General features: G+C 74.4%; 21 protein-coding genes and 1 pseudogene. 11 read left to right on the top strand and 11 right to left on the bottom strand.

Annotated features, from left to right (window positions below; genetic code table 11):
* The first annotated feature begins 585 nt into the window (after positions 1–585).
* Complete coding sequence (locus KPF47_RS17520; RefSeq protein ID WP_020623302.1) at positions 586–831, top strand: hypothetical protein; 246 nt, start codon at positions 586–588, stop codon at positions 829–831.
* 124 nt (positions 832–955) lie between these two features.
* Here the strand turns inward: KPF47_RS17520 and KPF47_RS17515 are convergent, their stop codons facing one another.
* Positions 956–1,792, bottom strand: coding sequence for an alpha/beta fold hydrolase (locus tag KPF47_RS17515; RefSeq protein WP_224389811.1), 837 nt, complete (start codon positions 1,790–1,792; stop codon positions 956–958).
* Positions 1,789–2,103 (bottom strand): thiamine-binding protein, encoded by a 315-nt coding sequence (locus tag KPF47_RS17510; protein ID WP_224389810.1) that lies wholly within the window; start codon positions 2,101–2,103, stop codon positions 1,789–1,791. The genes KPF47_RS17515 and KPF47_RS17510 overlap by 4 nt, the downstream gene beginning before the upstream one ends.
* Before the next feature lie 65 nt (positions 2,104–2,168).
* On the opposite strand from KPF47_RS17510, the gene KPF47_RS17505 reads away from it, so the two are divergent.
* Positions 2,169–2,672 carry a MarR family winged helix-turn-helix transcriptional regulator gene (locus KPF47_RS17505; RefSeq protein WP_224389809.1) on the top strand — a complete coding sequence of 168 codons (504 nt, stop codon included), beginning with the start codon at positions 2,169–2,171 and terminating at the stop codon, positions 2,670–2,672.
* A gap of 9 nt (positions 2,673–2,681) precedes the next feature.
* Here KPF47_RS17505 and KPF47_RS17500 read toward each other — a convergent pair whose 3' ends face one another.
* On the bottom strand, positions 2,682–2,858 hold the full coding sequence (locus tag KPF47_RS17500) for a hypothetical protein (protein ID WP_224389808.1): 177 nt from the start codon (positions 2,856–2,858) through the stop codon (positions 2,682–2,684).
* An 84-nt stretch (positions 2,859–2,942) separates the two neighbouring features.
* Here KPF47_RS17500 and KPF47_RS17495 point away from each other — a divergent pair, with 84 nt between their 5' ends.
* Positions 2,943–4,157, top strand: coding sequence for a hypothetical protein (locus tag KPF47_RS17495; RefSeq protein ID WP_224389807.1), 1,215 nt, complete (start codon positions 2,943–2,945; stop codon positions 4,155–4,157).
* 62 nt (positions 4,158–4,219) lie between these two features.
* Here the strand turns inward: KPF47_RS17495 and meaB are convergent, their stop codons facing one another.
* Entirely contained in the window at positions 4,220–5,197 is a 978-nt protein-coding gene (gene meaB, locus KPF47_RS17490; RefSeq protein ID WP_224389806.1) for a methylmalonyl Co-A mutase-associated GTPase MeaB, read from the bottom strand.
* 76 nt (positions 5,198–5,273) lie between these two features.
* Entirely contained in the window at positions 5,274–6,461 is a 1,188-nt protein-coding gene (locus tag KPF47_RS17485) for an acetyl-CoA C-acetyltransferase (protein ID WP_224389805.1), read from the bottom strand.
* A gap of 138 nt (positions 6,462–6,599) precedes the next feature.
* Between KPF47_RS17485 and mce the strand changes: the two genes are divergently transcribed.
* The 3 genes from mce to KPF47_RS17470 all read left to right on the top strand — a co-directional run bounded on the left by mce (position 6,600) and on the right by KPF47_RS17470 (position 10,096).
* The gene (gene mce / locus KPF47_RS17480; protein ID WP_224389804.1) at positions 6,600–7,058 is read left to right on the top strand and encodes a methylmalonyl-CoA epimerase; all 459 of its coding nucleotides are present in this window, start codon (positions 6,600–6,602) and stop codon (positions 7,056–7,058) included.
* A gap of 189 nt (positions 7,059–7,247) precedes the next feature.
* The gene (gene ccrA, locus KPF47_RS17475) at positions 7,248–8,579 is read left to right on the top strand and encodes a crotonyl-CoA carboxylase/reductase (RefSeq protein WP_224389803.1); all 1,332 of its coding nucleotides are present in this window, start codon (positions 7,248–7,250) and stop codon (positions 8,577–8,579) included.
* 131 nt (positions 8,580–8,710) lie between these two features.
* Positions 8,711–10,096: a hypothetical protein gene (locus tag KPF47_RS17470; protein WP_224389802.1), complete on the top strand. Its 1,386-nt coding sequence runs from the start codon at positions 8,711–8,713 to the stop codon at positions 10,094–10,096.
* Between the two features lie 13 nt (positions 10,097–10,109).
* On the opposite strand, the gene KPF47_RS17465 is transcribed toward KPF47_RS17470, so the two are convergent.
* The 4 genes from KPF47_RS17465 to nucS all read right to left on the bottom strand — a co-directional run bounded on the left by KPF47_RS17465 (position 10,110) and on the right by nucS (position 14,637).
* Complete coding sequence (locus KPF47_RS17465; RefSeq protein WP_224389801.1) at positions 10,110–10,370, bottom strand: hypothetical protein; 261 nt, start codon at positions 10,368–10,370, stop codon at positions 10,110–10,112.
* 88 nt (positions 10,371–10,458) lie between these two features.
* Positions 10,459–12,243, bottom strand: a complete 1,785-nt coding sequence (locus KPF47_RS17460) for a 3-hydroxyacyl-CoA dehydrogenase family protein (protein ID WP_224389800.1) — start codon at positions 12,241–12,243, stop codon at positions 10,459–10,461.
* Positions 12,244–12,382: 139 nt separating this feature from the next.
* Positions 12,383–13,915: an aldehyde dehydrogenase family protein gene (locus KPF47_RS17455; RefSeq protein WP_224389799.1), complete on the bottom strand. Its 1,533-nt coding sequence runs from the start codon at positions 13,913–13,915 to the stop codon at positions 12,383–12,385.
* A 62-nt stretch (positions 13,916–13,977) separates the two neighbouring features.
* Positions 13,978–14,637: an endonuclease NucS gene (gene nucS, locus KPF47_RS17450; protein WP_224389798.1), complete on the bottom strand. Its 660-nt coding sequence runs from the start codon at positions 14,635–14,637 to the stop codon at positions 13,978–13,980.
* Positions 14,638–14,724: 87 nt separating this feature from the next.
* On the opposite strand from nucS, the gene KPF47_RS17445 reads away from it, so the two are divergent.
* Entirely contained in the window at positions 14,725–15,219 is a 495-nt protein-coding gene (locus KPF47_RS17445; RefSeq protein WP_224389952.1) for an NUDIX hydrolase, read from the top strand.
* A 140-nt stretch (positions 15,220–15,359) separates the two neighbouring features.
* On the opposite strand, the gene KPF47_RS17440 is transcribed toward KPF47_RS17445, so the two are convergent.
* Both KPF47_RS17440 and KPF47_RS17435 read right to left on the bottom strand, forming a co-directional pair.
* The gene (locus KPF47_RS17440; protein ID WP_224389797.1) at positions 15,360–16,610 is read right to left on the bottom strand and encodes a cytochrome P450; all 1,251 of its coding nucleotides are present in this window, start codon (positions 16,608–16,610) and stop codon (positions 15,360–15,362) included.
* Positions 16,611–16,639: 29 nt separating this feature from the next.
* Entirely contained in the window at positions 16,640–17,401 is a 762-nt protein-coding gene (locus KPF47_RS17435) for a TetR/AcrR family transcriptional regulator (protein WP_224389796.1), read from the bottom strand.
* Positions 17,402–17,461: 60 nt separating this feature from the next.
* Between KPF47_RS17435 and KPF47_RS17430 the strand changes: the two genes are divergently transcribed.
* The 4 genes and pseudogenes from KPF47_RS17430 to KPF47_RS17415 all read left to right on the top strand — a co-directional run bounded on the left by KPF47_RS17430 (position 17,462) and on the right by KPF47_RS17415 (position 21,313).
* On the top strand, positions 17,462–18,235 hold the full coding sequence (locus KPF47_RS17430; protein WP_224389795.1) for an enoyl-CoA hydratase-related protein: 774 nt from the start codon (positions 17,462–17,464) through the stop codon (positions 18,233–18,235).
* A 58-nt stretch (positions 18,236–18,293) separates the two neighbouring features.
* A pseudogene (locus KPF47_RS17425) lies at positions 18,294–19,191 on the top strand (IS5 family transposase).
* 12 nt (positions 19,192–19,203) lie between these two features.
* Positions 19,204–20,109 carry a transporter substrate-binding domain-containing protein gene (locus tag KPF47_RS17420; RefSeq protein WP_224389794.1) on the top strand — a complete coding sequence of 302 codons (906 nt, stop codon included), beginning with the start codon at positions 19,204–19,206 and terminating at the stop codon, positions 20,107–20,109.
* 49 nt (positions 20,110–20,158) lie between these two features.
* Positions 20,159–21,313: a hypothetical protein gene (locus KPF47_RS17415; RefSeq protein WP_224389793.1), complete on the top strand. Its 1,155-nt coding sequence runs from the start codon at positions 20,159–20,161 to the stop codon at positions 21,311–21,313.
* The last annotated feature ends 7 nt before the right edge of the window (positions 21,314–21,320 follow it).

Genomic DNA, 21,320 nt, shown 5'->3' with positions numbered 1-21,320 from the left:
CTGGCACGTCCGCGTGCCGGGCGTGACACGCCCCGCCCCGTGACACGCGCCCCCGCGCGCGACGCGTGCGTTCCCCCGGCCGGCGGGCTCCGCCCCTCATCGGGACCGGGCGGGAGCCGCGGTCACCACGGTGATCTACAACCCGCGCGACGACACACCCCCGCCCGCCGATCCCCCGCCCGGCCGTCCGCACCCGGGCCGGTGATCCGTCGTCCGCGCGGTGATCCGTCGCCCGCGCGCGTCCGGCCGCGCGCGGGCGACGGATCACCGCGCGTCCCCACCGGCCGGACCGGGCCGGTCGCGGTGCGCAGCGGGGGACCACGGCGCCCCGGGGCCGGAGGCGGACCGGGGCCGGAGGCGGGCACGGACATGGGGCCGGGCCGGGCCGAGCCGGGGCGGGGCGGGCACGATCACCGAACCGGCGGAGCAACACCGGGCCCGGTCACTCGTTGAACACCCTGCAGGGCCTCGATGTTGACTCTGCGTGATCGCGGCGGGGCGTTCCCCCGGTCGTCCCACCCGCGGTCCCCTTCCCCGACAGAACGACCGCCGGCACCCCGGCGCACAACGGAGGGCTCCACCCCGATGAGCAACATGCAGACGACCGACAAGCCGACCCTGGCCTACGCGTCGGTGGCGCTGGGCATCATCGCGATCGCCGCGTTCCTCGTCCCGATCGCCGCCTGGATCCTGGGTGCCGCGGGCCTGGTCACCGGCTTCCTCGCCTACCGCAAGCCGGGCATGACGAAGCTCGCCCAGATCGGCATGACCGTCAGCTTCGTCGGCATCCTCGCCGGTGTGTACTACTTCTCGACGATCATGGCCGGCTGACGGCGGATCTGCGCGCGGTCCGCCGCGACGACGACACGGCTGCCGGACCCGGTCCGGCGCCCGACGGCCGGTGACGGGACTCCCGTCACCGGCCGTCGTCGTCCCGGGCCCGCGCGCTGCGCCGTCAGGCCGGCGCGGCGAGCCCGGCGAGCAGGTCCGCCGTCTCCCCGGGCCGGGTGAGCATCGGGAAGTGCCCGCCGGCGAGCTCCACCGGGCGGGCCCCCACCCGGTCCGCCTCCCGCCGTCCCGCGACGGGGTCGACGACCCGGTCCCCCGTGCACAGCACCGACACCGTCGGCACCGCGGGCCACGACGACAGCGGGCACGGCTCGACGAGCAGCGACCAGTCCTGCGGGCGCAGCTCCGCGGCCGCCGCGGCGACCGCACCCCGCCCGTCCCGTCCCTGCGCGGCGAGCTCCTCGGCGGCTCCGCGGTACAGCCCGTCGGCGACCGTCCGCACGTCCGGCCAGTACGTAGCGACCCCCTCCCCGCGCCGGACCCCGGCGTCGTAGCCGGGGACCATCAGGTCGCGCTCGGCACGCAGCCGGTCCCGGTACGGGCGCCCCGGCTCGGGGACGAGCGCCCCGACGAGCACGAGGGCACGGACCCGCTCGGCGATCCGGCCGGCGGCCGCGGCGGCGACGAGCCCGCCGAGCGAGTGCCCGACCAGCACCACCGGCGGCCCGCCGTCCCGGTCCCCGGTGCCGGTCGTCGCGGTGCCGGGCCGGGCCGGGATCCCTTCGGGGTCGTGCCGTGTCGCGGCCAGGACCGCCGCGACGAGCTCGGCGTGGCCGACCCCCGCGACGTCGGACGGCAGGTCCGGCGCGACCGCCTCGACCCCCCGGGCCGCGAGGACCTCCCGCACCGGAGCCCACGACACACCGCGGTGCCAGGCGCCGTGCACCAGCACGACCCGGGCCGGCCCGGCGACCCCGGTCCCCGGTGCGGTCGGGCCGCTCACGCGCCGTCCGCGCGCAGGTGCTGCTCGACCCGCTCCACCTTGGCCCGCAGCTGGCCCCGGTGACCGGGCCGGATGTCGGCCTTGAGGACCAGACTGACGCGCGGTGAGACGGCGGTGACGGCCTCGACGGCCCGCTTGACCACCGCCATCCCCTCGTCCCAGGTCTCGGACTCGATCGTGGTGAACATCGAGGTGGTCTCGTTCGGCAGGCCGGACTCGCGGACCACCCGGACGGCCTCGGCGACGGCGGCACCGACACTGCCGTCCCCGGAGTCCGATCCGGACGGGGCGATGCTGAAGGCGAAGAGCATGCCGACACCGCGCCACGCCCGGCACGCGGATCGGAGCCGGTCACGGCACTTGCTAGCGTCGGGCCATGGCATCCCGCGGGTCGCTCCCCTTCGACCCGATCCAGCGTGCGGCCGAGCTCTGGGAGGAGCGGGTCGGCCCCGCCCGCACGATGGCGACGGTCACCAGTGTGATGCGGGTGCAGCAGATCCTGCTGTCGGCCGTGGACGCGGCGCTGCGGCCGCACGGGCTGACCTTCGCCCGCTACGAGGCGCTGGTCCTGCTCGACTTCGCCCGACGCGGCAGCCTCCCGATGCGGGTGATGGGCGAGCGCCTGCAGCTGCACCCGACGAGCGTGACCAACATCGTCGACCGGCTGCAGGGGGACGACCTCGTACGCCGGATGCCGCACCCGACCGACCGGCGCGCCACCCTGGTCGAGCTGACGACCGAGGGGCGCGCGCGGCTGGAGAAGGCCACCGGCGCGGTGACCGCGATCGACTTCGGCCTGAGCGGACTGGCCCCGGCCGAGGAAGAGCAGCTGACCACGCTGCTGCGCTCGGTGCGCCGCGCCGCGGGCGACTTCGCCTGACCCTCCCCCTCAGCCGGCCCGTCTCCGCCGCCGCGGCCCGCCCGGCGGGCCACCACCGCGCCAGCTGCGCATGACCGACCCGCGGGGTGGCCGGGTCCACAGCATCCGCCGCACCGCGGCCCGCCCGGCCAGCGCGCCGCTGAGGCCGGACAGACCCACGCACGCCAGATAGTCGATGAGGTCCACGGCACGCTCCGAGGGTCGAGGGGGTTGACGCCTGGTGCGTCAATGCCGTTGACCCTACGGCGGTGCACCGACAGAATCGGTCCCGTGCCCCCGCCGCCGCCCACTGCCGACCGACCCGCTCCCGGTGCCGGTGCCGCACTGCGCGCAGCTCGCGACCGGCGGGGGTGGTCGCAGTCCGAGGCCGCCCGCGCGCTCGCCGCGCTGGTCGCCGGGGCCGGCGGCACCGCCCGGGCGGCGAGCCTGAAGACCCAGCTGTCGCGCTGGGAGAACGGTCACGCCGTCCCGGACCCCACCCACCGCGCACTGCTGGCCGAGCTGTACGGCAGCACCCCCGCCGCGCTCGGTCTCGACGGGACGGCCCCGGAGCCCACCGACGGTGCGGCGCGGCTGCACGCGGCGCTGGAGCGGGCGGCCGCCGTCGGGGACGAGGAGCTGGACCTGCTGCGCGCCCAGTGGGCGGCGACCACCGCGCTGGACGACCGGCTGGGCACCGCCGCCGCCCACCACGCGGTGGCCGCCGTGGTCGCCCAGCTGCGGGAACCGGCCGCCTACGCACGGGACCCGCGCCGGGTGCGCGTGCTCACCGGGCTGCTCGCCGCGGCCGCACTACGGCTCGGGGACCAGGAGCGCGACCGGGCCGCGCCGGACCGGGCGTGGGAGGCCTACGTCGAGGCGGAGTCCGCGGCCCTGCGCGGAGGGCACCCGGCCACGGCGGACACCGCCCGGGGCCGGCGCGATCGGCTGCTGAGCGAGCTGCCCGCCACCGACCCGCAGGGCGCCGGCCCGGCGCCGACCGCACCGCGCGCGAGACCTGCGGACGCACGGACGGGCACCTCCGGGGGCACGGGCGCCCGGACCCCGGACGCCCGGATCCCGGACGCCGGGACCGGGCGCGCCGGGACCGGCACCATCGGAACCCCGGACCCCGGGGCCGGGGACACCGCGACCGGGGACATGACGACCGGGGACACGGCCACCGGGACCGGGCGCACCGAGGCGACACCGGGGGCCGGTCCCGACCACGGGCCCCGGGAGCGCGGACGGACCGCCGCGGGACACCGCCCGGCCATCGACGTGCACACCGCCCCCGCCTGGCTCACCGCCGACGGTGACGGGCCGGATCGCCCGGTCCGGGAACGCACCGACCTCGCTCTGGAGGACGTGCTCCGCGCCCTGCGCGAGGGCGACGGTCCCGCCGCGGAAGCCGCCCATGCCAGGGCCAGGGCGCTCGCCCTGCGCACCGGGTCGCAGCGCGTCCTCGACCGGCTCGCGACCCTGCCCGGTGCCGCCGTCCCCTGAACGTGGCGGGCCGGCACCGCCCCGTTACGCGATGACGTGTCCGCCCCGGGCGGGCCCGGTCCTCACCCGGGCCGGTCGGCCCGGCCGGACTGCTCCAGCAGCTCGTCGGCGGCGGCCCACGGGTCCAGCTCGCCGCCCAGCACCCGCTCGGTGAGGCTGTCGAGCGCGTCGCCACCACGCACGCGTTCCATCCGGGCCCGGACCTGTTCCATCCCGATGCCCTCGATCTCGCGCCGCGCCCGCGCGCGGCGCCGTCGTTCCCGCTCCCCGGACTTCTCGGCCCAGGCAAGGTGCTCGTCGAGGGCGTCGGCCACCGCCCCGATGCCCTCCGCACGGGACGCGACGGTCGACAGGACCGGCGGCTCCCACGGCTCGCCGCTCTCCGGCTGGCGCAGGTGCAGCATGTTCCGCAGTTCGCGCACGGTGCGCCGGGCGCCCTCACGGTCGGCCTTGTTGACCACGAAGACGTCCCCGATCTCCAGGATCCCGGCCTTGGCCGCCTGGATGCCGTCGCCCATCCCCGGCGCGAGCAGTACCACGGTGCTGTCCGCGAGCCCGACGATCTCGACCTCGGACTGCCCGACGCCGACGGTCTCGATCAGCACGACGTCGCAGCCCGCGGCGTCGAGCACCCGCAGCGCCTGCGGCGTCGCCCAGGACAGCCCGCCCAGGTGCCCGCGGGTGGCCATCGACCGGATGAACACGCCGTCGTCGTCCGCGTGCTCGCCCATCCGCACCCGGTCGCCCAGCAGCGCCCCGCCGCTGAAGGGCGAGGACGGGTCGACCGCCAGCACCCCGACCCGGCGGCCGCGCGCCCGCAGCTCGGTGACCAGCACCGACGTGGAGGTCGACTTGCCCACGCCCGGGGACCCGGTGAGCCCGACGACGTGTGCCCGGCCGGTGTGCGGTGACAGCGCCGCCGACACCTCCCGCAGCCGCGGCCCGGCGTTCTCCACCATCGAGATCAGCCGGGCGACGGCGAGCTGCTGGCCGCGCCGGGCGCGCTCCACCAGGTCCTGGGGGTCCGGCGGTCCGGGCACGGTCGGTCTCCTTGTCGGGGGACGGATGCACGTCGGCCCCCGCCGAGGGCGGGGGCCGAGGTGGACTACACGGAGATCAGGACTGGGGGACGCGCACGATCAACGCGTCGCCCTGGCCGCCGCCGCCGCACAGCGCGGCCGCACCGACGCCGCCGCCGCGCGACTTCAGCGCGAGCGCCAGGTGCAGCGCGATCCGCGCGCCGGACATACCGATCGGGTGACCGAGGGCGATGGCGCCGCCGTCGACGTTCACCTTCCCCTCGTCGATCCCGAGCTTGCGGGCGGAGACGATGCCGACCGCGGCGAACGCCTCGTTGATCTCGATCAGGTCGAGGTCGGCGGGCTGGATGCCCTCCTTCTCGCACGCCTTGGCGATGGCGTTGGCCGGCTGCTCGTGCAGCGAGGCGTCCGGACCGGCGACGACGCCGTGCGCGCCGATCTCGGCGATCCAGTCCAGGCCCAGCTCCTCGGCCTTGGCCCTGCTCATCACGACCACCGCGGCCGCGCCGTCGGAGATCTGCGAGGCCGACCCCGCGGTGATGGTGCCGTCGGCGGCGAAGGCCGGACGGAGCTTGCCGAGGCCCTCGGCGGTGGTGTCGCCGCGCACGCCCTCGTCGGTGGAGAACACCACCGGGTCGCCCTTGCGCTGCGGGATCTCGACCGGGGCGATCTCCTGGTCGAACGTCCCGTCCTGCGCGGCACGGGCGGCGCGCTGGTGCGAACGGGCGGAGAAGGCGTCCTGCTCCTCGCGGGTCAGGCCGTAGCGCTCGTTGTACTTCTCGGTGGAGGCGCCCATCGCGACCTGGTCGAAGGCACAGAACAGGCCGTCGTAGGCCATGTGGTCGGTGAGCGTGGTGTCACCGAACTTGGTGCCCTCGCGGGACTTCGCGAGCAGGTGCGGCGCCTGGGTCATCGACTCCTGACCACCGGCGACGACGATGTCGAACTCGCCCGCGCGGATGAGCTGGTCGGCCAGCGCGATGGCGTCGACGCCGGACAGGCAGACCTTGTTGATGGTCAGCGCGGGGACGTCCATCGGGATGCCCGCCTCGACGGCGGCCTGACGCGCCGGGATCTGGCCCGCGCCGGCGGTGAGGACCTGACCCATGATCGTGTACTGGACCTGCTCGGGCGCCACGCCGGCCCGCTCGAGCGCCGCCTTGATGGCGACGCCACCCAGCTGGGCCCCGGAGAAGCCCTTCAGGGAGCCGAGCAGACGGCCCATCGGGGTGCGGGCGCCGGCGACGATCACGGTTCCGGACACGGGGTCCTCCATCAGGCTTCGTTGTCAGGTGGGCCGCCACCATACCCACGGCCCCGGCCGGTCCGGACGCACCGAACGGTGGGGGTGACCAGCGGCACAGCATCCTACCGGCGAGTAGAAGCGGTAGCTTCTGCCCTCATGACGACAACCGAGGACGCCCTGTCGCCGCTGGTCGTGGCCGTGGACCACGTGGGCATCGCGGTGCCCGATCTGGACGAGGCCATCCGCTGGTACGCGGACAACCTGGGACTGGTCGCGGTGCACACCGAGACCAACACCGAGCAGGGAGTGCGCGAGGCCATGCTGGGCGCACCGGGCGAGGACGCCTCCGCCACGAAGGTCCAGCTGCTCGCCCCGCTGAACGAGGATTCGACGATCGCGAAGTTCATCGGCCGCAACGGGCCGGGCCTGCAGCAGGTCGCCTACCGGGTCACCGACGTCGCCGCGGCGGCGGACGCCCTGCGGGCCAAGGGCCTGCGCCTGCTCTACGACGCCCCGCGCCGCGGCACGTCGGACTCGAAGGTGAACTTCGTGCACCCGAAGGACGCCGGCGGGGTCCTGGTCGAGCTCGTCGAGCCGGCCGCCGACGCGCACTGACCGGCACGGCACGGCCCCGTCCCGAAGGACAGTACGGGCGTCCGGTGGGGTGGATCACGAAGCACGCTTCGGGTATCACCCTCACCGGCGACCTACGGTTAAGATACTACGCAGTAACTTGCGGTATCCCAAGCATCACCGGGTGAGCCCACCCGACTCCCCTGACAACGTCGCCATCGGAGGCCAGCAGTGAAGGACATCCGCGACGCCATCCTCGCCGGGCAGTTCACCGACGTCGGAGGCCTGGAGGTGCCCGAGCACTACCAGGGCGTCACCGTCCGCGCCGAGGACGCGGACGTGTTCGAGGGTCTGACCACCAAGGAGAAGGACCCGCGCAAGAGCCTGCGCGTCGAGGACGTCCCGGTCCCCGAGCTGGGCCCCGGTGAGGCGCTGGTGGCCGTCATGGCCAGCGCCATCAACTACAACACCGTCTGGACCTCGATCTTCGAGCCGGTCTCGACGTTCAGCTTCCTCCGGCGCTACGGCAAGCTCTCGCCGCTGGCGAAGCGGCACGACCTGCCCTACCACGTCGTCGGCTCCGACCTGGCCGGTGTCGTCGTGCGGACCGGGCCGGGGGTGAACAGCTGGAAGCCGGGGGACCAGGTCGTCGCACACTGCCTGTCGGTCGAGCTGGAGAGCCCGGACGGGCACTCGGACACGATGATGGACCCGGAGCAGCGCATCTGGGGCTTCGAGACCAACTTCGGCGGCCTCGCCGAGCTGGCCCTGGTCAAGTCCAACCAGCTGATGCCGAAGCCGGACCACCTCACGTGGGAGGAGGCCGCGTCCCCGGGCCTGGTCAACTCCACCGCCTACCGCCAGCTGGTGTCGAAGAACGGCGCCGACATGAAGCAGGGCGACGTCGTGCTGATCTGGGGCGCCTCCGGCGGCCTCGGCTCCTACGCCACCCAGTTCGCGCTCAACGGCGGCGCCACCCCGATCTGCGTCGTCTCCTCGGAGGAGAAGGCGCAGATCTGCCGGGACATGGGCGCGGACCTGGTCATCGACCGCAACGCCGAGGGCTACAAGTTCTGGTCCGACGAGAACACCCAGGACCCCAGGGAGTGGAAGCGGCTCGGCGCGAAGATCCGCGAGCTCACCGGCGGCGAGGACCCGGACATCGTCTTCGAGCACCCGGGCCGTGAGACCTTCGGTGCGTCGGTCTACGTCACCCGCAAGGGCGGACAGATCGTCACCTGTGCCTCCACCTCGGGCTACATGCACGAGTTCGACAACCGCTACCTGTGGATGAACCTCAAGCGGATCGTCGGCTCGCACTTCGCGAACTACCGCGAGGCCTACGAGGCCAACCGGCTCGTGGCCAAGGGCATGATCCACCCGACGCTGTCGCGGGTGTACCCGCTGGCCGAGACCGGGCAGGCCGCCAACGACGTCAAGCAGAACCTCCACCAGGGCAAGGTCGGCGTCCTCGCGCTGGCCCCCGAGGAGGGACTGGGCGTGACGAACCCCCAGAAGCGGGAGAAGCACCTCGCGGGCATCAACCGGTTCCGGGGGGTCTGAGCCCCCGTCGACCACCCGGAGGCCCCGTCCGTGTCACACGGACGGGGCCTCTGCCCATAGCCGGGTGAACCCCGTGACCCTCGGTACCGAACTCACGCCCGTGGAACCTCGGCGACGGTACGGTGAGCGACATGGCCGGTGACCACGATGTGCCCGTACCCCGGACCGGTTTCTCGATCACGCGCCGCGGCTACGACCAGGCGCAGGTCGACAGTCACCTGCGCCGGCTCGACGCCGAGGTGCGCATGCTGGCGGCCGACCGTGACGCCGCCGTCGCCCAGAACACCCGGCTGAGCCGCGAGCTCGACGACGCCCGTTCCCGCACCGAGGCGATGCAGCAGCAGGTCAACCGGCTCGCCGGCCCGCCGCAGAGCGTGCAGGGCATGAGCGAGCGGCTCCGGTCGATGCTGCGCCTCGCCGAGGACGAGGTCGCCGCGATGCACGCCGCGGCGGACCGCGAGGTCGCCGAGCAGCGCCGCCAGGCCGAGGAGCACGCCCGCGCCGTCGTCGAGGACGCCCGCGCCCGGGCGGAACAGACCGTCGCGCAGGCCGAGGCCGGGGCCGCCGAGACCGCGCGCCGGGCCGCCGAGCGTGAGCGCACCGCCGACGAGAAGCAGGCCCGCGTCGAGCGTGAGCTGGCCGAACAGCGGGAGCGCGTCGAGGCCGAGCTCGCCGAGCAGCGCCGCGTCACCGAGACCGAGCTGGCCGAGCAGCGCGCGCGGACCGAGCGCGATCTCGCCGAGCAGCGCAGCACCACCGAGCGGGAGCTCGCCGAGACCGAGCGCACCGTCACCGCCCGGATCACCCGCGCCGACACCGAGGCCAGGGAGAACCGCGAGCAGGTCGAGCACGACTTCCGCATCGCGATGGACCAGCGCCGTTCCGAGGCCCTGACCGCGTTGTTCGCCGAGCGCGACGCGCTCGAGGCCGACATCTCCCGCCGCGAGCGGGAGGCGGCGGAGCGGATCCGCCGCGACCTGGACCAGGCTCGCGCCGACGGCGAGAAGATCCGGTCCGACGCCCGGGGGGAGGCCGAGGAGACCACCGCGGCCGCCCAGCGCCGCGTCGAGCAGCTCGCCGGGCTGCGGGCGCGGGTCGCCGAGCAGCTGCGGGCCGCCCGGTCGCTCATCGACTCCGGCGTCGACGGCCTCGAGGCGGGTCCGGTGCCTGCCGAGCAGACCATCGGGACGCCACCGGCCGCGCGCCCCACCACCGGGACCCGGCCGACCCCCCGGCCACGACCCACCGCGGCCCCCGCCGCCACGGCGGTGGACGCCCTCGACGGGGCCCCGGACCCCGTCGCCGCCCCCGCCGGCGACACCCCCGCCGCCGCACCCCGCACGGTCGAGGAGGCGGTGGCGGCGAAGGAGGGTCGCTCCGTCCCGGCCGCGGAGGGCGAGTCCGCGCCCACGAGCGGGTCCCCCGGCGGCGGGTCCTCCGGATCCGGCCGCTCGCGGCCGTCCCCGCGGTCCCGCGGCGGTTACAACGGCACCAAGCGCGCCGCCCGCACCCGCTAGACCGGCGGGCGGCTCAGCGCCGGCGGAACCCCGCGCGACGACGGTCGCGCGCGTTCCAGCACGGCAGGTGCCAGTGCCGCCGCTCCTCGACCCCGCGGCCGTCCTCGGCGGGCCAGGTGACCACGTGCGGCATCCCCGAGGGCAGCAGCTGGTCACAGCCGGGGCACCGGTAGTGCTTGACGGTGGTGCCCCCCGGGACCCGCCGGACGTAGTGCTCGCCGTCGCGCCCGCTCTCGAGGTCGGTCGTCATCCCGCTGCCCAGCGGTGGCGCCACGGGACGGCCCCGCCCCCGTTCCGAGGGGCGGGGCCGTCGCGCGCGCCGTCCTGCCATGTCCCCAGTGTCCCAGGGACAGCGGTGTCGCTCAGCGCTTGGTGTAGTCGCGGAACCCGTGACCGGTCTTGCGCCCGAGCCGGCCCGCGGTGACCAGGTGCTCCAGCAGGGGCGCGGGGGCGAACCCGGCCTGGTGGAACTCGGCGTGCAGGGACCGCTCGATGGCCAGCGACACGTCGAGCCCGACGACGTCGAGCAGCTCGAACGGCCCCATCGGCAGCGCACAGCCGGTCTTCATGGCCGCGTCGATGTCGTCGGCGGTCGCGTAGTGCGCCTCCAGCATCTTCACCGCGTCGTTCAGGTACGGGAACAGCAGCGCGTTGACGATGAACCCGGCGCGGTCGCCGCAGCTGACCGGCACCTTCTTCAGCTTCCGGCACACGTCGAGGATCGTGGCGGACACGTCGCGCGAGGTGCCGATCGTGGACACGACCTCGACCAGCTTCATCACCGGCGCGGGGTTGAAGAAGTGCATGCCGACCACGTCGCCGGGGCGCTGGGTGACCGCGGCGCACTCGACGACGGGCAACGACGACGTGGTCGTCGCGAGGATCGCACCGGGCCTGCAGATCTCGTCGAGCGCGGCGAACATCGCCCGCTTCACGTCGAGCTCCTCGGCCACGGCCTCGACCACCAGGTCGACCTCGGCCATGTCCTCCAGCGCGGTGGTGCCGCTGATCCGGGCGAGCACCGCGTCCCGGCCGGCCTCGTCCAGCTTGCCGCGGGCGACGGCCTTGTCCAGGGACTTGCGCACCAGCGCCACCGAGCCCTCGACCTTGGAGTCGCTGCGCCCGCGCACGACGACGTCGTACCCGGCCTTGGCGAACACCTCGACGATGCCCGAGGCCATCGTCCCGGTGCCGATGACGCCGACCCGGGCCACCTCGCGCAGGGTCACGTCCTCGGGCACCGCGGACGTGGGGGTCTCGCCGTCGGCGACGACGGTCGAGCTGTGCGGGGCGGAGTAGGTGTAGAAGCCGCGGCCGGTCTTCCGGCCGAGCAGACCGGCGGTGATCATCTGCTTGAACACCGGGTTCGGTGCGTGCATCAGGTTGCGCGACTCGCCGTACATCGTCTCGAGGATCTCGTAGGCGGTGTCGAGGCCGATGAGGTCGAGCAGGGCCAGCGGGCCCATCGGGTAGCCGCAGCCGTAGCGCATGCCGGCGTCGAGGTCCTCGCGGCTGGCGTAGCGCTCGGCGTACATCTTCGCGGCGTGGTTGAGGTAGCCGAACAGCAGCGCGTTGGCGATGAAGCCGGCGCGGTCGCCGATGACGACCGGGACCTTGCCCAGGGAGTCGGCGAACGCCTGGACGTCGGAGATGACGTCGGGCTCGGTGACGACGGTCCGCACGACCTCGACCAGCTTCTGCACCGGCGCCGGGTTGAAGAAGTGCATCCCGACGACCTTGCCCGGGCGCGTGGTGCGCACGGCCAGCTCGGTGACCGACAGCGAGGAGGTGTTCGAGGCCAGGACGGTGTCCTCGGCGACGACCTTGTCGACCTCGGCGAGCAGCGCGGTCTTGGCCTCCAGGCTCTCCGGGATGGCCTCCACGACCAGCTGCGCCGGCGCCAGGTCGGCCAGGGTGGTGGTGACGGTGATGCGGCCGAGGAGCTCGTCGGCCTGCTCACGGGTGAGCTTGCCGCGCTCGATGGCCCGGTCGGTCGAGGCGGCCAGGTGGGCCCGGCCGCGCTCCCCCGCCGCCTCGTCCACCTCGACCGCGATCACGTCGAGACCGTTGCGGGCGAAGACCTCGACGATGCCCGCCCCCATCGTGCCGAGGCCGACCACTCCGACGGTCCGGAACTCACGTGCCACGCTGCAACCTCCTGTTCGACAACCCTGTCTTCCGCGTCGTCGCGCATCCTGTCATCCGGAGGTGCTACCAGTGGGTAACATGCGACCAGGACCACCCCGACGTGCGGGAACGGTCCTGGTCGTCGGGTGAGGGGGCCCCTCAGCGCCCGTGGCGGGCCTTCACGATCCCGACCAGCGTCTGCATCGTGCGCGCGGTCCGCCGGAAGCTGGTGACCGCGATCGGCATCCCGAACCGCTGCCGGGCGATCGACTGGGCCCGGGTGAACTCACGCAGCCCGTCGGCCCCGTGGATGCGCCCGAACCCGGACTCCCCCACACCGCCGAAGGGCAGCGCCGGGATGCCGGCGAAGGAGATGACGCCGTTGATCGACACCATCCCGCAGCGCAGCTGCTGGGCGATCTGTTCGCCGCGCTTCGCGGAGAACACCGTGGCACCCAGGCCGTAGCCGGTGGCGTTGGCGCGGCGGACCGCCTCGTCCACGTCGGGCACCCGGTTGACCACGACCAGCGGACCGAAGGTCTCCTCGGTGACCGCGACCGAGTCCTCGGGTACGTCGGCGATGACGACCGGGGAGATCGACCCGCCCTCGGCGGGCACCGAGTCGGCGCCACCGACGATCGCGCGGCCACCGCGCTCCAGGGCGTCGGTGACGTGCCGGCGCACGATCTCGGTCTGCGACGGCATCGTCATCGGCCCGAGGTCACCCTCGTTCGCGGCCGTACCGACCTGCAGCGTGGACGCGGTGGCCCGCACCTTCTCCAGGAACCGGCCCGCGACGGACTCGACGACGTAGACCCGCTCCACCCCGACGCAGGTCTGGCCCGCGTTGGACATCCCGCCCCAGACCGCGGCGTCCGCGGCGGCGTCGAGGTCGGCGTCGGCGTCGACGATCAGCGGGTCCTTGCCGCCGCACTCCATCAGCACCGGCACCAGGTTCTCGGCGCAGGCGGCCATCACCCGGCGGCCGGTCGCGGCCGACCCGGTGAACGCGATCTTCCCGACGCCGGAGGCGCGGCAGAGCTCGGCGCCGGTCGGGCCGAACCCGGTGACGACGGTGAGCAGCGGGTGCCGTCCCACCTCGGGGACGGCCTCGGCGAGCGTGCGGGCGATCTCGTGCCCGACGCCCGGGGTCAGCTCCGAGGGCTTGAACACCACGGTGTTGCCGGCCGCCAGCGCGTAGGCGATGGAGCCCATCGGTGTGAAGATCGGGTAGTTCCACGGCCCGATGACCCCGACGACACCCAGCGGCCGGTACGCCACCGACGCCGCCTGGTTGGCCATCAGCAGGCCCGGGGACACCGAGCGCCGCCCGAGCACCTTCTTCGCGTTCGCCGAGGCCCAGTCCAGGTGGTCGATGGCGAGCACGACCTCGAGCCGGGCGTCGTCGAGCGGCTTGCCGGTCTCGGCGGCGACGACGCCCGCGACCCGGTCCAGCTGCGCGACCAGCACCTTCTTCCACGCCGCGAGCCGGCGGCGGCGCTCGTCGAAGCCGAGTCCCTCCCACCACACCCCGGCCGCACCGGAGTCACGGACGGCGGCGCGCACGTGCTCGCCGTCGTGGACGGGGTAGCGGGCCAGCTCCTCCCCGGTGCGCGGCGACAGGGATGCGAAGTCCGCCGCGGTGGGCGCGGAGGCGGTCGCGGGGGCGGAGTCAGCAGCGGTGGCACTCACGCGATCAGGCTAGACGCCACGGCAGGGCCCGGCCGGGCCCACGCTGGCCCGGCGGGGCCGTCTCAGAACAGCAGCAGGTCGTCGCGCGCCATCCCGCGCAGCGTGTCGTAGTCCACGGTCACGCAGCGGATCCCGCGGTCCACCGCCAGCGTGCGGGCCTGCGGCTTGATCTGCTGGGCGGCGAACACCCCCGCCACCGGGGCGAGCAGCGGGTCGCGGTTCATCAGCTCCAGGTAACGGGTGAGCTGCTCGACGCCGTCGATCTCGCCCCGGCGCTTCACCTCGACCGCGACGTGCGCGCCGTCGCCGTCGCGCAGCAGCAGGTCGACCGGGCCGACCGCGGTCATGTACTCGCGGCGGACCAGGGTGTGGCCCTCCCCGAAGGTCTCCGGGTGCGCGGCGAGCAGCTCCTGCAGGTGCGCCTCGACGCCGTCCTTGACCAGGCCGGGGTCGACGCCCAGCTCGTGGCTGGAGTCGTGCAGGACCTCGTCGATGGTGATCACCAGCGACTCGTCGGCCTTGTTGCGCACCGTCCAGACGCCGGGCTCCTCGGTGAGCCAGCACGGCGGGGACATCCAGTTGAGCGGCTTGTAGGCGCGGTCGTCGGCGTGGATGCTCACCGAGCCGTCCCGCTTGACCAGCAGCAACCGGGGGGCCATGGGCAGGTGGGCGGTCAGCCGTCCGACGTAGTCCACCTGGCAGCGGGCGATGACGAGACGCACCCGGCTCACTGTAAGGCCGAGCGGATGGACCACCCTGGGCGGGTGATCGAGCAGACCTCGACCCGGCAGGTGTACGCCAACGACTGGATGACCGTCCGCGAGGACGGCATCCGGCGTCCGGACGGCACCGAGGGGATCTACGGCGTCGTCGACAAGCCCACCTACGCCCTGGTGGTCCCGCGCGACGACGACGGCCGCCTGCACCTCGTGGAGCAGTACCGCTACCCGGTGGGCGGGCGGCGCTGGGAGTTCCCCGCGGGCACCGCACCCGACCGCGCCGAGCAGGACCCGGCCGAGCTGGCGGTGCGCGAGCTCGTGGAGGAGACCGGGCTCGCCGCGCAGCACATGACGCTGCTCGGCACCCTGGACTGTGCTCCCGGGATGTCCAGCCAGCGCGGGCACGTCTACCTGGCGACCGGGCTCACCGCGGGCCCGCCGCGCCGCGAGCACTCCGAGCAGGACATGCGCGCCGCCTGGTTCACCCCGGCCGAGCTGGCGGCGACGATCCGCCGGGGTGGGCTCACCGACGCCCAGTCCCTCGCCGCCTGGGCCCTGCTCACGCTGCACGACGCGGGCACCTGACCGGTGCCTGCGGCCGGCGTCCGCGGTCGCCGCTCCGCGGTCGCCGCTCCGCGGTCGCCGCTCTCAGGATCGCCGGGAGAGCGGCGCGCCGGGTGCAGCCGGTTGCGCCGTGGGCCCCACTCCCGGCGACCACCCGGGGCTCACCCGACACGCACCGGCAGCGCCGCCACCCGGCTGAACCCGGGGCGGGGCAGCCAGACGACCTCGGCCGCGGGCACGGCGAGGTGCAGGCCGGGGAACCGCTCGAACAGCATCCGCAGCGCCACCTCGCCCTCCTGGCGGGCCAGCGCGGCCCCGAGGCAGTAGTGCGCGCCCTGCCCGAACCCGAGGTGCCCCTCGCCGCGTCCGGTCTCCCGGGCGAGATCGAGCACCTCGGGCCGGTCGAACGCCCGCGGGTCGTGGTTGGCCGGCAGCAGCCCGGCGATCACCGGGGTCCCGGCCGCGAGCACGGTGCCGCCCACCTCGACGTCGACGGTCGGGTAGCGGAACTGGGTGAACTGCACCGGACCGCGGGCGCGCATCAGCTCGTTCACCGCGCCCGGCCAGCCCGCCGGGTCGGCGCGCAGCGCGGCGAGCCCGGCCGGGTCACCGAGCAGGGCCAGCGTGGCGTTGGCGAGCAGGTGCGCGGTCGTCTCGTGCCCGGCCATGACGATCGCGAAGACCATCGTGACCAGCTCGCGGTCGGAGAGCCGGTCGCCGTCGTCGCCCTGCGCGGCGACGAGCGCGCTGATCAGGTCGTCGGCGAGCTCCGCGCGGCGGGCGTCGACGAGGGCGTGCACGTGCGCGATCGCCGCGCGCAGCGCGGGTCCGGTCCGCTCGCGGTCCATCGTGGTCAGGACCTCGCCCCACTCGTGCCACTGCGCGCGGTCGGCCTCCGGCACCCCGACGAGCTCGCAGATCACCGTGATCGGCAGCGGGTAGGCCAGCGCCTCCACCAGGTCGACCGGAGCGCCCCCGGCCCCGGCGGCGGCGACCCGGTCGAGCAGGGCGGACGTGATCTCCTCGACCCGCGGGCGCAGGGCCGCGACCCGCCGCACGGTGAACGCCCGCGAGACGAGCGTGCGCAGCCGGGTGTGCTCCGCGCCGTCGACGGTGAGGATGTTGCGCAGCAGGTAGTCGGCCACGTCGTCGGGGACGCCCATCCTCGCCATGATGTTCTCGCGGGTGTCCGGCCCGCCGGCCAGCGCCGGGTCGGTCACGAAGCGCGGGTCGGTGAGCACGGCGCGGACGTCGTCGTAGCGGGTGACCAGGACGGCAGGCGGGCTGCCCATCATCGTCACGGTCGTGGTGGGGGCCTGTTCGCGCAGCCGGCCGTAGGCCGCGTACGGGTCGGTGGCCAGGGCCGGGTCCAGCAGGTCCACGGCTCCGCCCGGAGTGCTCGGTGCGGTCATCTCACCACTCCTGTCCTGGCACGCCCGGGTCAGCGGACGCGTCGTCTCCACTCCTCGTCGATGTGCTCGACGAGCGGTCGGTACAGCGCGGCGACCTCCGCCGCGACGCCCGCGGCGGAGGCCGCGGGGGTGGGCCCGGCCAGCAGCCGCGCCAGGCCGTGCTCGATCAGGGCGCCGGTGCGCTCCGTGCCCGCCGGGGCGAACGCGCTCCCCTCCGCGCCGGCGAGGAGATAGCCCCGGGTCACCGCGCCCCAGGCGTGGATCTGCTCGTCGGCGGCGAGGTCGTCGTCGACGAGGCCGGCCGTGCGCAGCAGCCGGAAGTGCTCGCGCACCACCGCGTCGCGGCGGCGGGCGAGGTCCCCGAGCGGCCCGGCCGCCGCGTGCGCGAGCCGGTCGAGGACCTCGGTGTCGCCCAGGTGGAGCGCGCGTGCCACGTCGTCCTCCGCCAGCCGCTCGTGGAACATCCGCGACATCCCCCAGGGCAGCGCGACCACCGGCTCGACGAGCATCCGGTCGGCCAGGTCGGCGAACAGCCGCCGCTGGGAGCGCAGCAGCACGGTCAGGAACAGCGCGTCCTTGGTGCGGACGTGCAGGTAGACGGTGCCCTTGCCGACGCCGGCCCGGCGCGCGACGTCCTCGACGGTCACCCGCCGGTAACCCTGCCGCACGAGCAGCTCGCCCGCCGCGTCGAGCACCCGCTCCATCCGCGCTGTGTCCTCCGCTCCCGGCCCGTCCGGTGCCGCCACCACTCCCCCGGCCACCGCGGTGACCAGATCGACGAATCCGGTCATGCGGTCACAGTAGCGTGCCGGGGCCTCGGCGGCGAGCGGATTCCGGGCTACCGTCGTCGCATGACCGACTACGAGCACCTGCTGGTGAAGCAGGAGGGCGGCACGGTCCGGATCACGATGAACCGCCCGCAGCGACGCAACTCCCTCACCGAGGGCCACCTGCGTGAGCTGCTGGACGCCTTCGAGAGCGCCGGGCGCAGCGACGCGACCGGGATCGTGCTGGCCGGGGAGGGCAGGGCGTTCTCCTCCGGTCACGACTTCGGTGACGTCGCCGAGCGCGACCTGGCCGGGGTGCGCGACCTGCTGCGGCTGTGCACCACGGTCATGCGCACCGTCCAGTCGGTGCCCCAGGTCGTGATCGCCCGGGTGCACGCGACGGCCTGGGCCGCGGGCTGCCAGCTCGTCGCGTCCTGCGACCTCGCCGTCGCCGCCGAGTCCGCGACGTTCGCGCTGCCCGGCGGCAAGGGCGGCTGGTTCTGCCACACCCCGGCCGTCCCGGTCGCGCGCTCCGTCGGTCGCAAGCGGCTGATGGAGCTGGCGCTGACCGGGGACCCGATCGACGCGGCCACCGCCGCCGACTGGGGACTTATCAACCACGCCGTCCCCGACGCCGAGCTCGACGCCCGGGTGGACGCGCTGCTCGCCCGCGCGACCCGGGGCAGCAGGCTGTCCAAGGCCGTCGGCAAGCAGACCCTCTACGCCCAGCTGGACCGCCCCGAGGCCGACGCCTACAGCGTCGCGGCCGAGGTCATGGCGTCGATGTCGCAGTCGGCGGACGCCCGCGAGGGCATGGCGTCGTTCCTGGAGAAGCGGGCCCCGCAGTGGTCGGACTGATCGGCACCTAGGGCGCGTCTCCTAACCCGGCTGGTCGGGCCTGCGCGATGATCAGTAGGTGTCGCGCCGTGCCGTCCTGACCGATGCCCAGTGGGACCGACTCGAGCCGTTACTGCCCTCGTCGGACGGGATGCCAGGGCGCCCGTTCGCCGATCACCGCAGAGTGATCGAGGGGATCATCTACCGGTTCCGCTGCGGGCGGGCCTGGCGTGATGTCCCGGTCGAGTTCGGGCTGTGGCAGACCCTATGGAAACGCCACCGCCGCTACTGCGGTGACGGCACCTGGGACCAGGTTCTCGCAGCTCTGCTCGCCGATGCCGACTCCGCCGGTCTCGTGGACTGGGCCGTGTCGGTCGACTCGACGATCATCCGCGCTCACCAACACGCCGCGACCCTGCAGCGGGACACAGGGGGCCGGATCGAACTACAAGAATCTGCTGATCGAGCCGCCCGATCACGCGTTGGGCCGCTCCCGCGGAGGGCTCGGCACGGAGATCCACCAGCTCGTTGACGGACACGGCCGCCCGCTGGTCGTACTGGTCGGCCCTGGCCAGGCCGGTGACGCCCCGATGTTCGCGCACCTGATGTCACATCTGAGCGTCGGACGGGTCGGTCCGGGCCGACCGCGGACCCGACCCGAGCGGGTCCGCGCAGATAAGGCCTACTCCTCACGCGCCATCCGCGCCCACCTGCGCAGACGACGGATCGTCGCGGTCATCCCGGAGCCGGCTGACCAGCAGGGACACCGGAAACGACGCGGCACACGCGGCGGTCGACCACCGGCGTTCGACCGGGTCGACTACCGCGGCCGCAACGTCGTCGAACGCGGGTTCTGCGAGGTCAAGCAGTGGCGCGGCCTCGCGACCCGCTACGACAAACTCGCCCTGACCTACCGCGGCGGAGTTGCACTGAAGGCCATCGTCACCTGGTTGCGCACTTTAGGAGACACGCCCTAGGCTCCCGGGACCATGCAGATCCGCACCACCACCCGGCTGAGCCGGCGCCGGCTGCTGGGGGCGGCCGCCGCGCTCGGCGGCACCGCCCTGGCCGGGCCGCTGCTGGCCGGCTGCGGCGGGCCGTCGGACCCGCTGTCGCGGCTGCGTACCGGCAGTGACATCGTCGTCGGGCTCTCCGGTGAGCGCCCGTTCGGCTACACCGACGGCTCCGGCCGGGCCACCGGCGAGAGCCCGGAGGTCGCCCGCGCCGTCGTCACCGGTCTCGGTGGCAGCGGCCTGGCCGCGGTCCAGACGAGGTTCGACCAGCTCGTCCCGGGCCTGCTCGACGGTCGCTTCGACGTGATCGCGGTCGGGCTGACCGTCACCGCACTGCGCTGCCAGCAGGTCGCCTTCTCCCGCCCCGACTACGTGGCGGGCACCGGCCTGGTGGTGCCGGCCGGGAACCCGCTGGGCGTCGCGACGCTGGCCGGGGTGCGCCGTTCCGGGGCGATGCTGGCGGTCCTGGACGGCAGCGCGGAGCAGGAGTACGCGCTCGCCGCCGGCATCCGGGCCGACCACATCGTCACCACCGACTCGCAGGGCGCGCTGGTGCGCGAGGTCGCGAACGGCGGCGCGCAGGTCGGGGCGCTCACCCGGATCTCGCTGCTCGACGAGGTCCGTCGCAACGCGGGCATCGGCCTGGAGGTCACCGCCGCCTTCGCCCCCGAGGTCGCGGGACGACCGGTCGTCGGGGCGGGGGCGTTCGCGTTCCGTCCCGGCGACGGCGCCTTCCGCGACGAGTTCGACCGCGGGCTCACCGCGCTGCAGGAGTCCGGACGCTGGCTGGAGCTCGCCGCGCCGTTCGGGTTCACCGAGGCGAACCTCCCGCCACGCGACCTCACCATCGACGAGCTCTGCGCCCGCACCCCCGACTCCTGAGCCGCCGACTCCCCAGCCGCGTCGCCGCCGGGCTGGAATGATCCGGTCCATGGCGCTGCGCATCGCGGGTATCGACGTTCCCGGCCCGTCCGACCTGCTCTCCGGCGCGGCGTCGGTGGTCGAGGCCACCGGCGATCTCGCCGGGACCGTCGCCGGGCTGCCGGCCCGGGCCGGGGAGCTGCTGGAGGAGGTCGGCTCGCTGGTCGGCCGGATCGGCACGATCGCGACCCGCGCCGAGCAGCTGCTCGACCGGGTCGACGGCGTCGTCGACCGGGCCGAGGGGCTGATCGGGACCGTCGACTCCGTCGCCGGGGAGGCGACCGAGCTCGTGTCCCGGGTCCGCCCGGTCGCCGAGCAGGCCGAGGCGCTGGTCGCCCGGGTCACCGGCGTCGCGGGGAACGCGGAGGAGCTCGTCGGGCGGGTCACCGGCGTCGCCGGGGACGCCGAGGACCTGGTCGCGCGGGTCGGTGGGGTCGCCGACGAGGCCGACACCCTGGTCCGCAAGGTCACCACGGTCTCCGAGCAGGCCGACGGTCTGGTCCGGCGGGTCACCACCGTCTCCGACGAGGCGGGCGAGCTGGTCCGACGGGTCACCACCGTCTCCGAGGAGGCGGGTGACCTCGTCCGCCGGGTCACCACGGTGTCGCAGAACGCCGAGGGCATCGTCGAGCAGGTCTCGGTGGTCACCGGGAACGCGAGCGGGCTGCTCGCCCGGGTCGACACCGTCACCGGGGAGGCGGGTGGGCTGATCCGCACCGTCGGCGGGATCAGCGAGCGCGCCGGCGACCTGATCGGCCGGGTCGAGACCGTCACGACCGACGCGACCGGTGTCGTCACCGCGGCGCAGGCGGTGTCCGACCGGGCGGGCGAGGTCGTCGGGCAGGCGGCGGGCGCCAGTGAGCAGGCAGGCGAGCTGCTGGACCTCTACGGCCCGCTGGCCCGGCGGGCCGCGCCGCTGGCCCAGCGCTTCGTCGACGAGCTCTCCGAGGACGAGGTGCGCGCCGCGATCCGGCTGGTGGACCAGCTGCCGCAGTTCACCGCGCACATGGAGGACGACATCATGCCGATCCTCACGACGCTGGACCGGGTCGGACCGGACGTGCACGAGCTCCTGGACGTGCTCAAAGAGGTCCGACAGGCGATCATCGGGATCCCCGGCTTCAAGCTGCTGAGCCGCCGGGGAAGTGAGAAGGACGAGAGCTGACCACCGG

The sequence above is a fragment of the Pseudonocardia sp. ICBG1293 genome (assembly GCF_020131355.1).
Lineage (GTDB): Bacteria > Actinomycetota > Actinomycetes > Mycobacteriales > Pseudonocardiaceae > Pseudonocardia.
The sequence above is the reverse complement of the archived record's forward strand: the minus strand, read 5'-3'. Positions and strand labels throughout refer to the sequence as shown.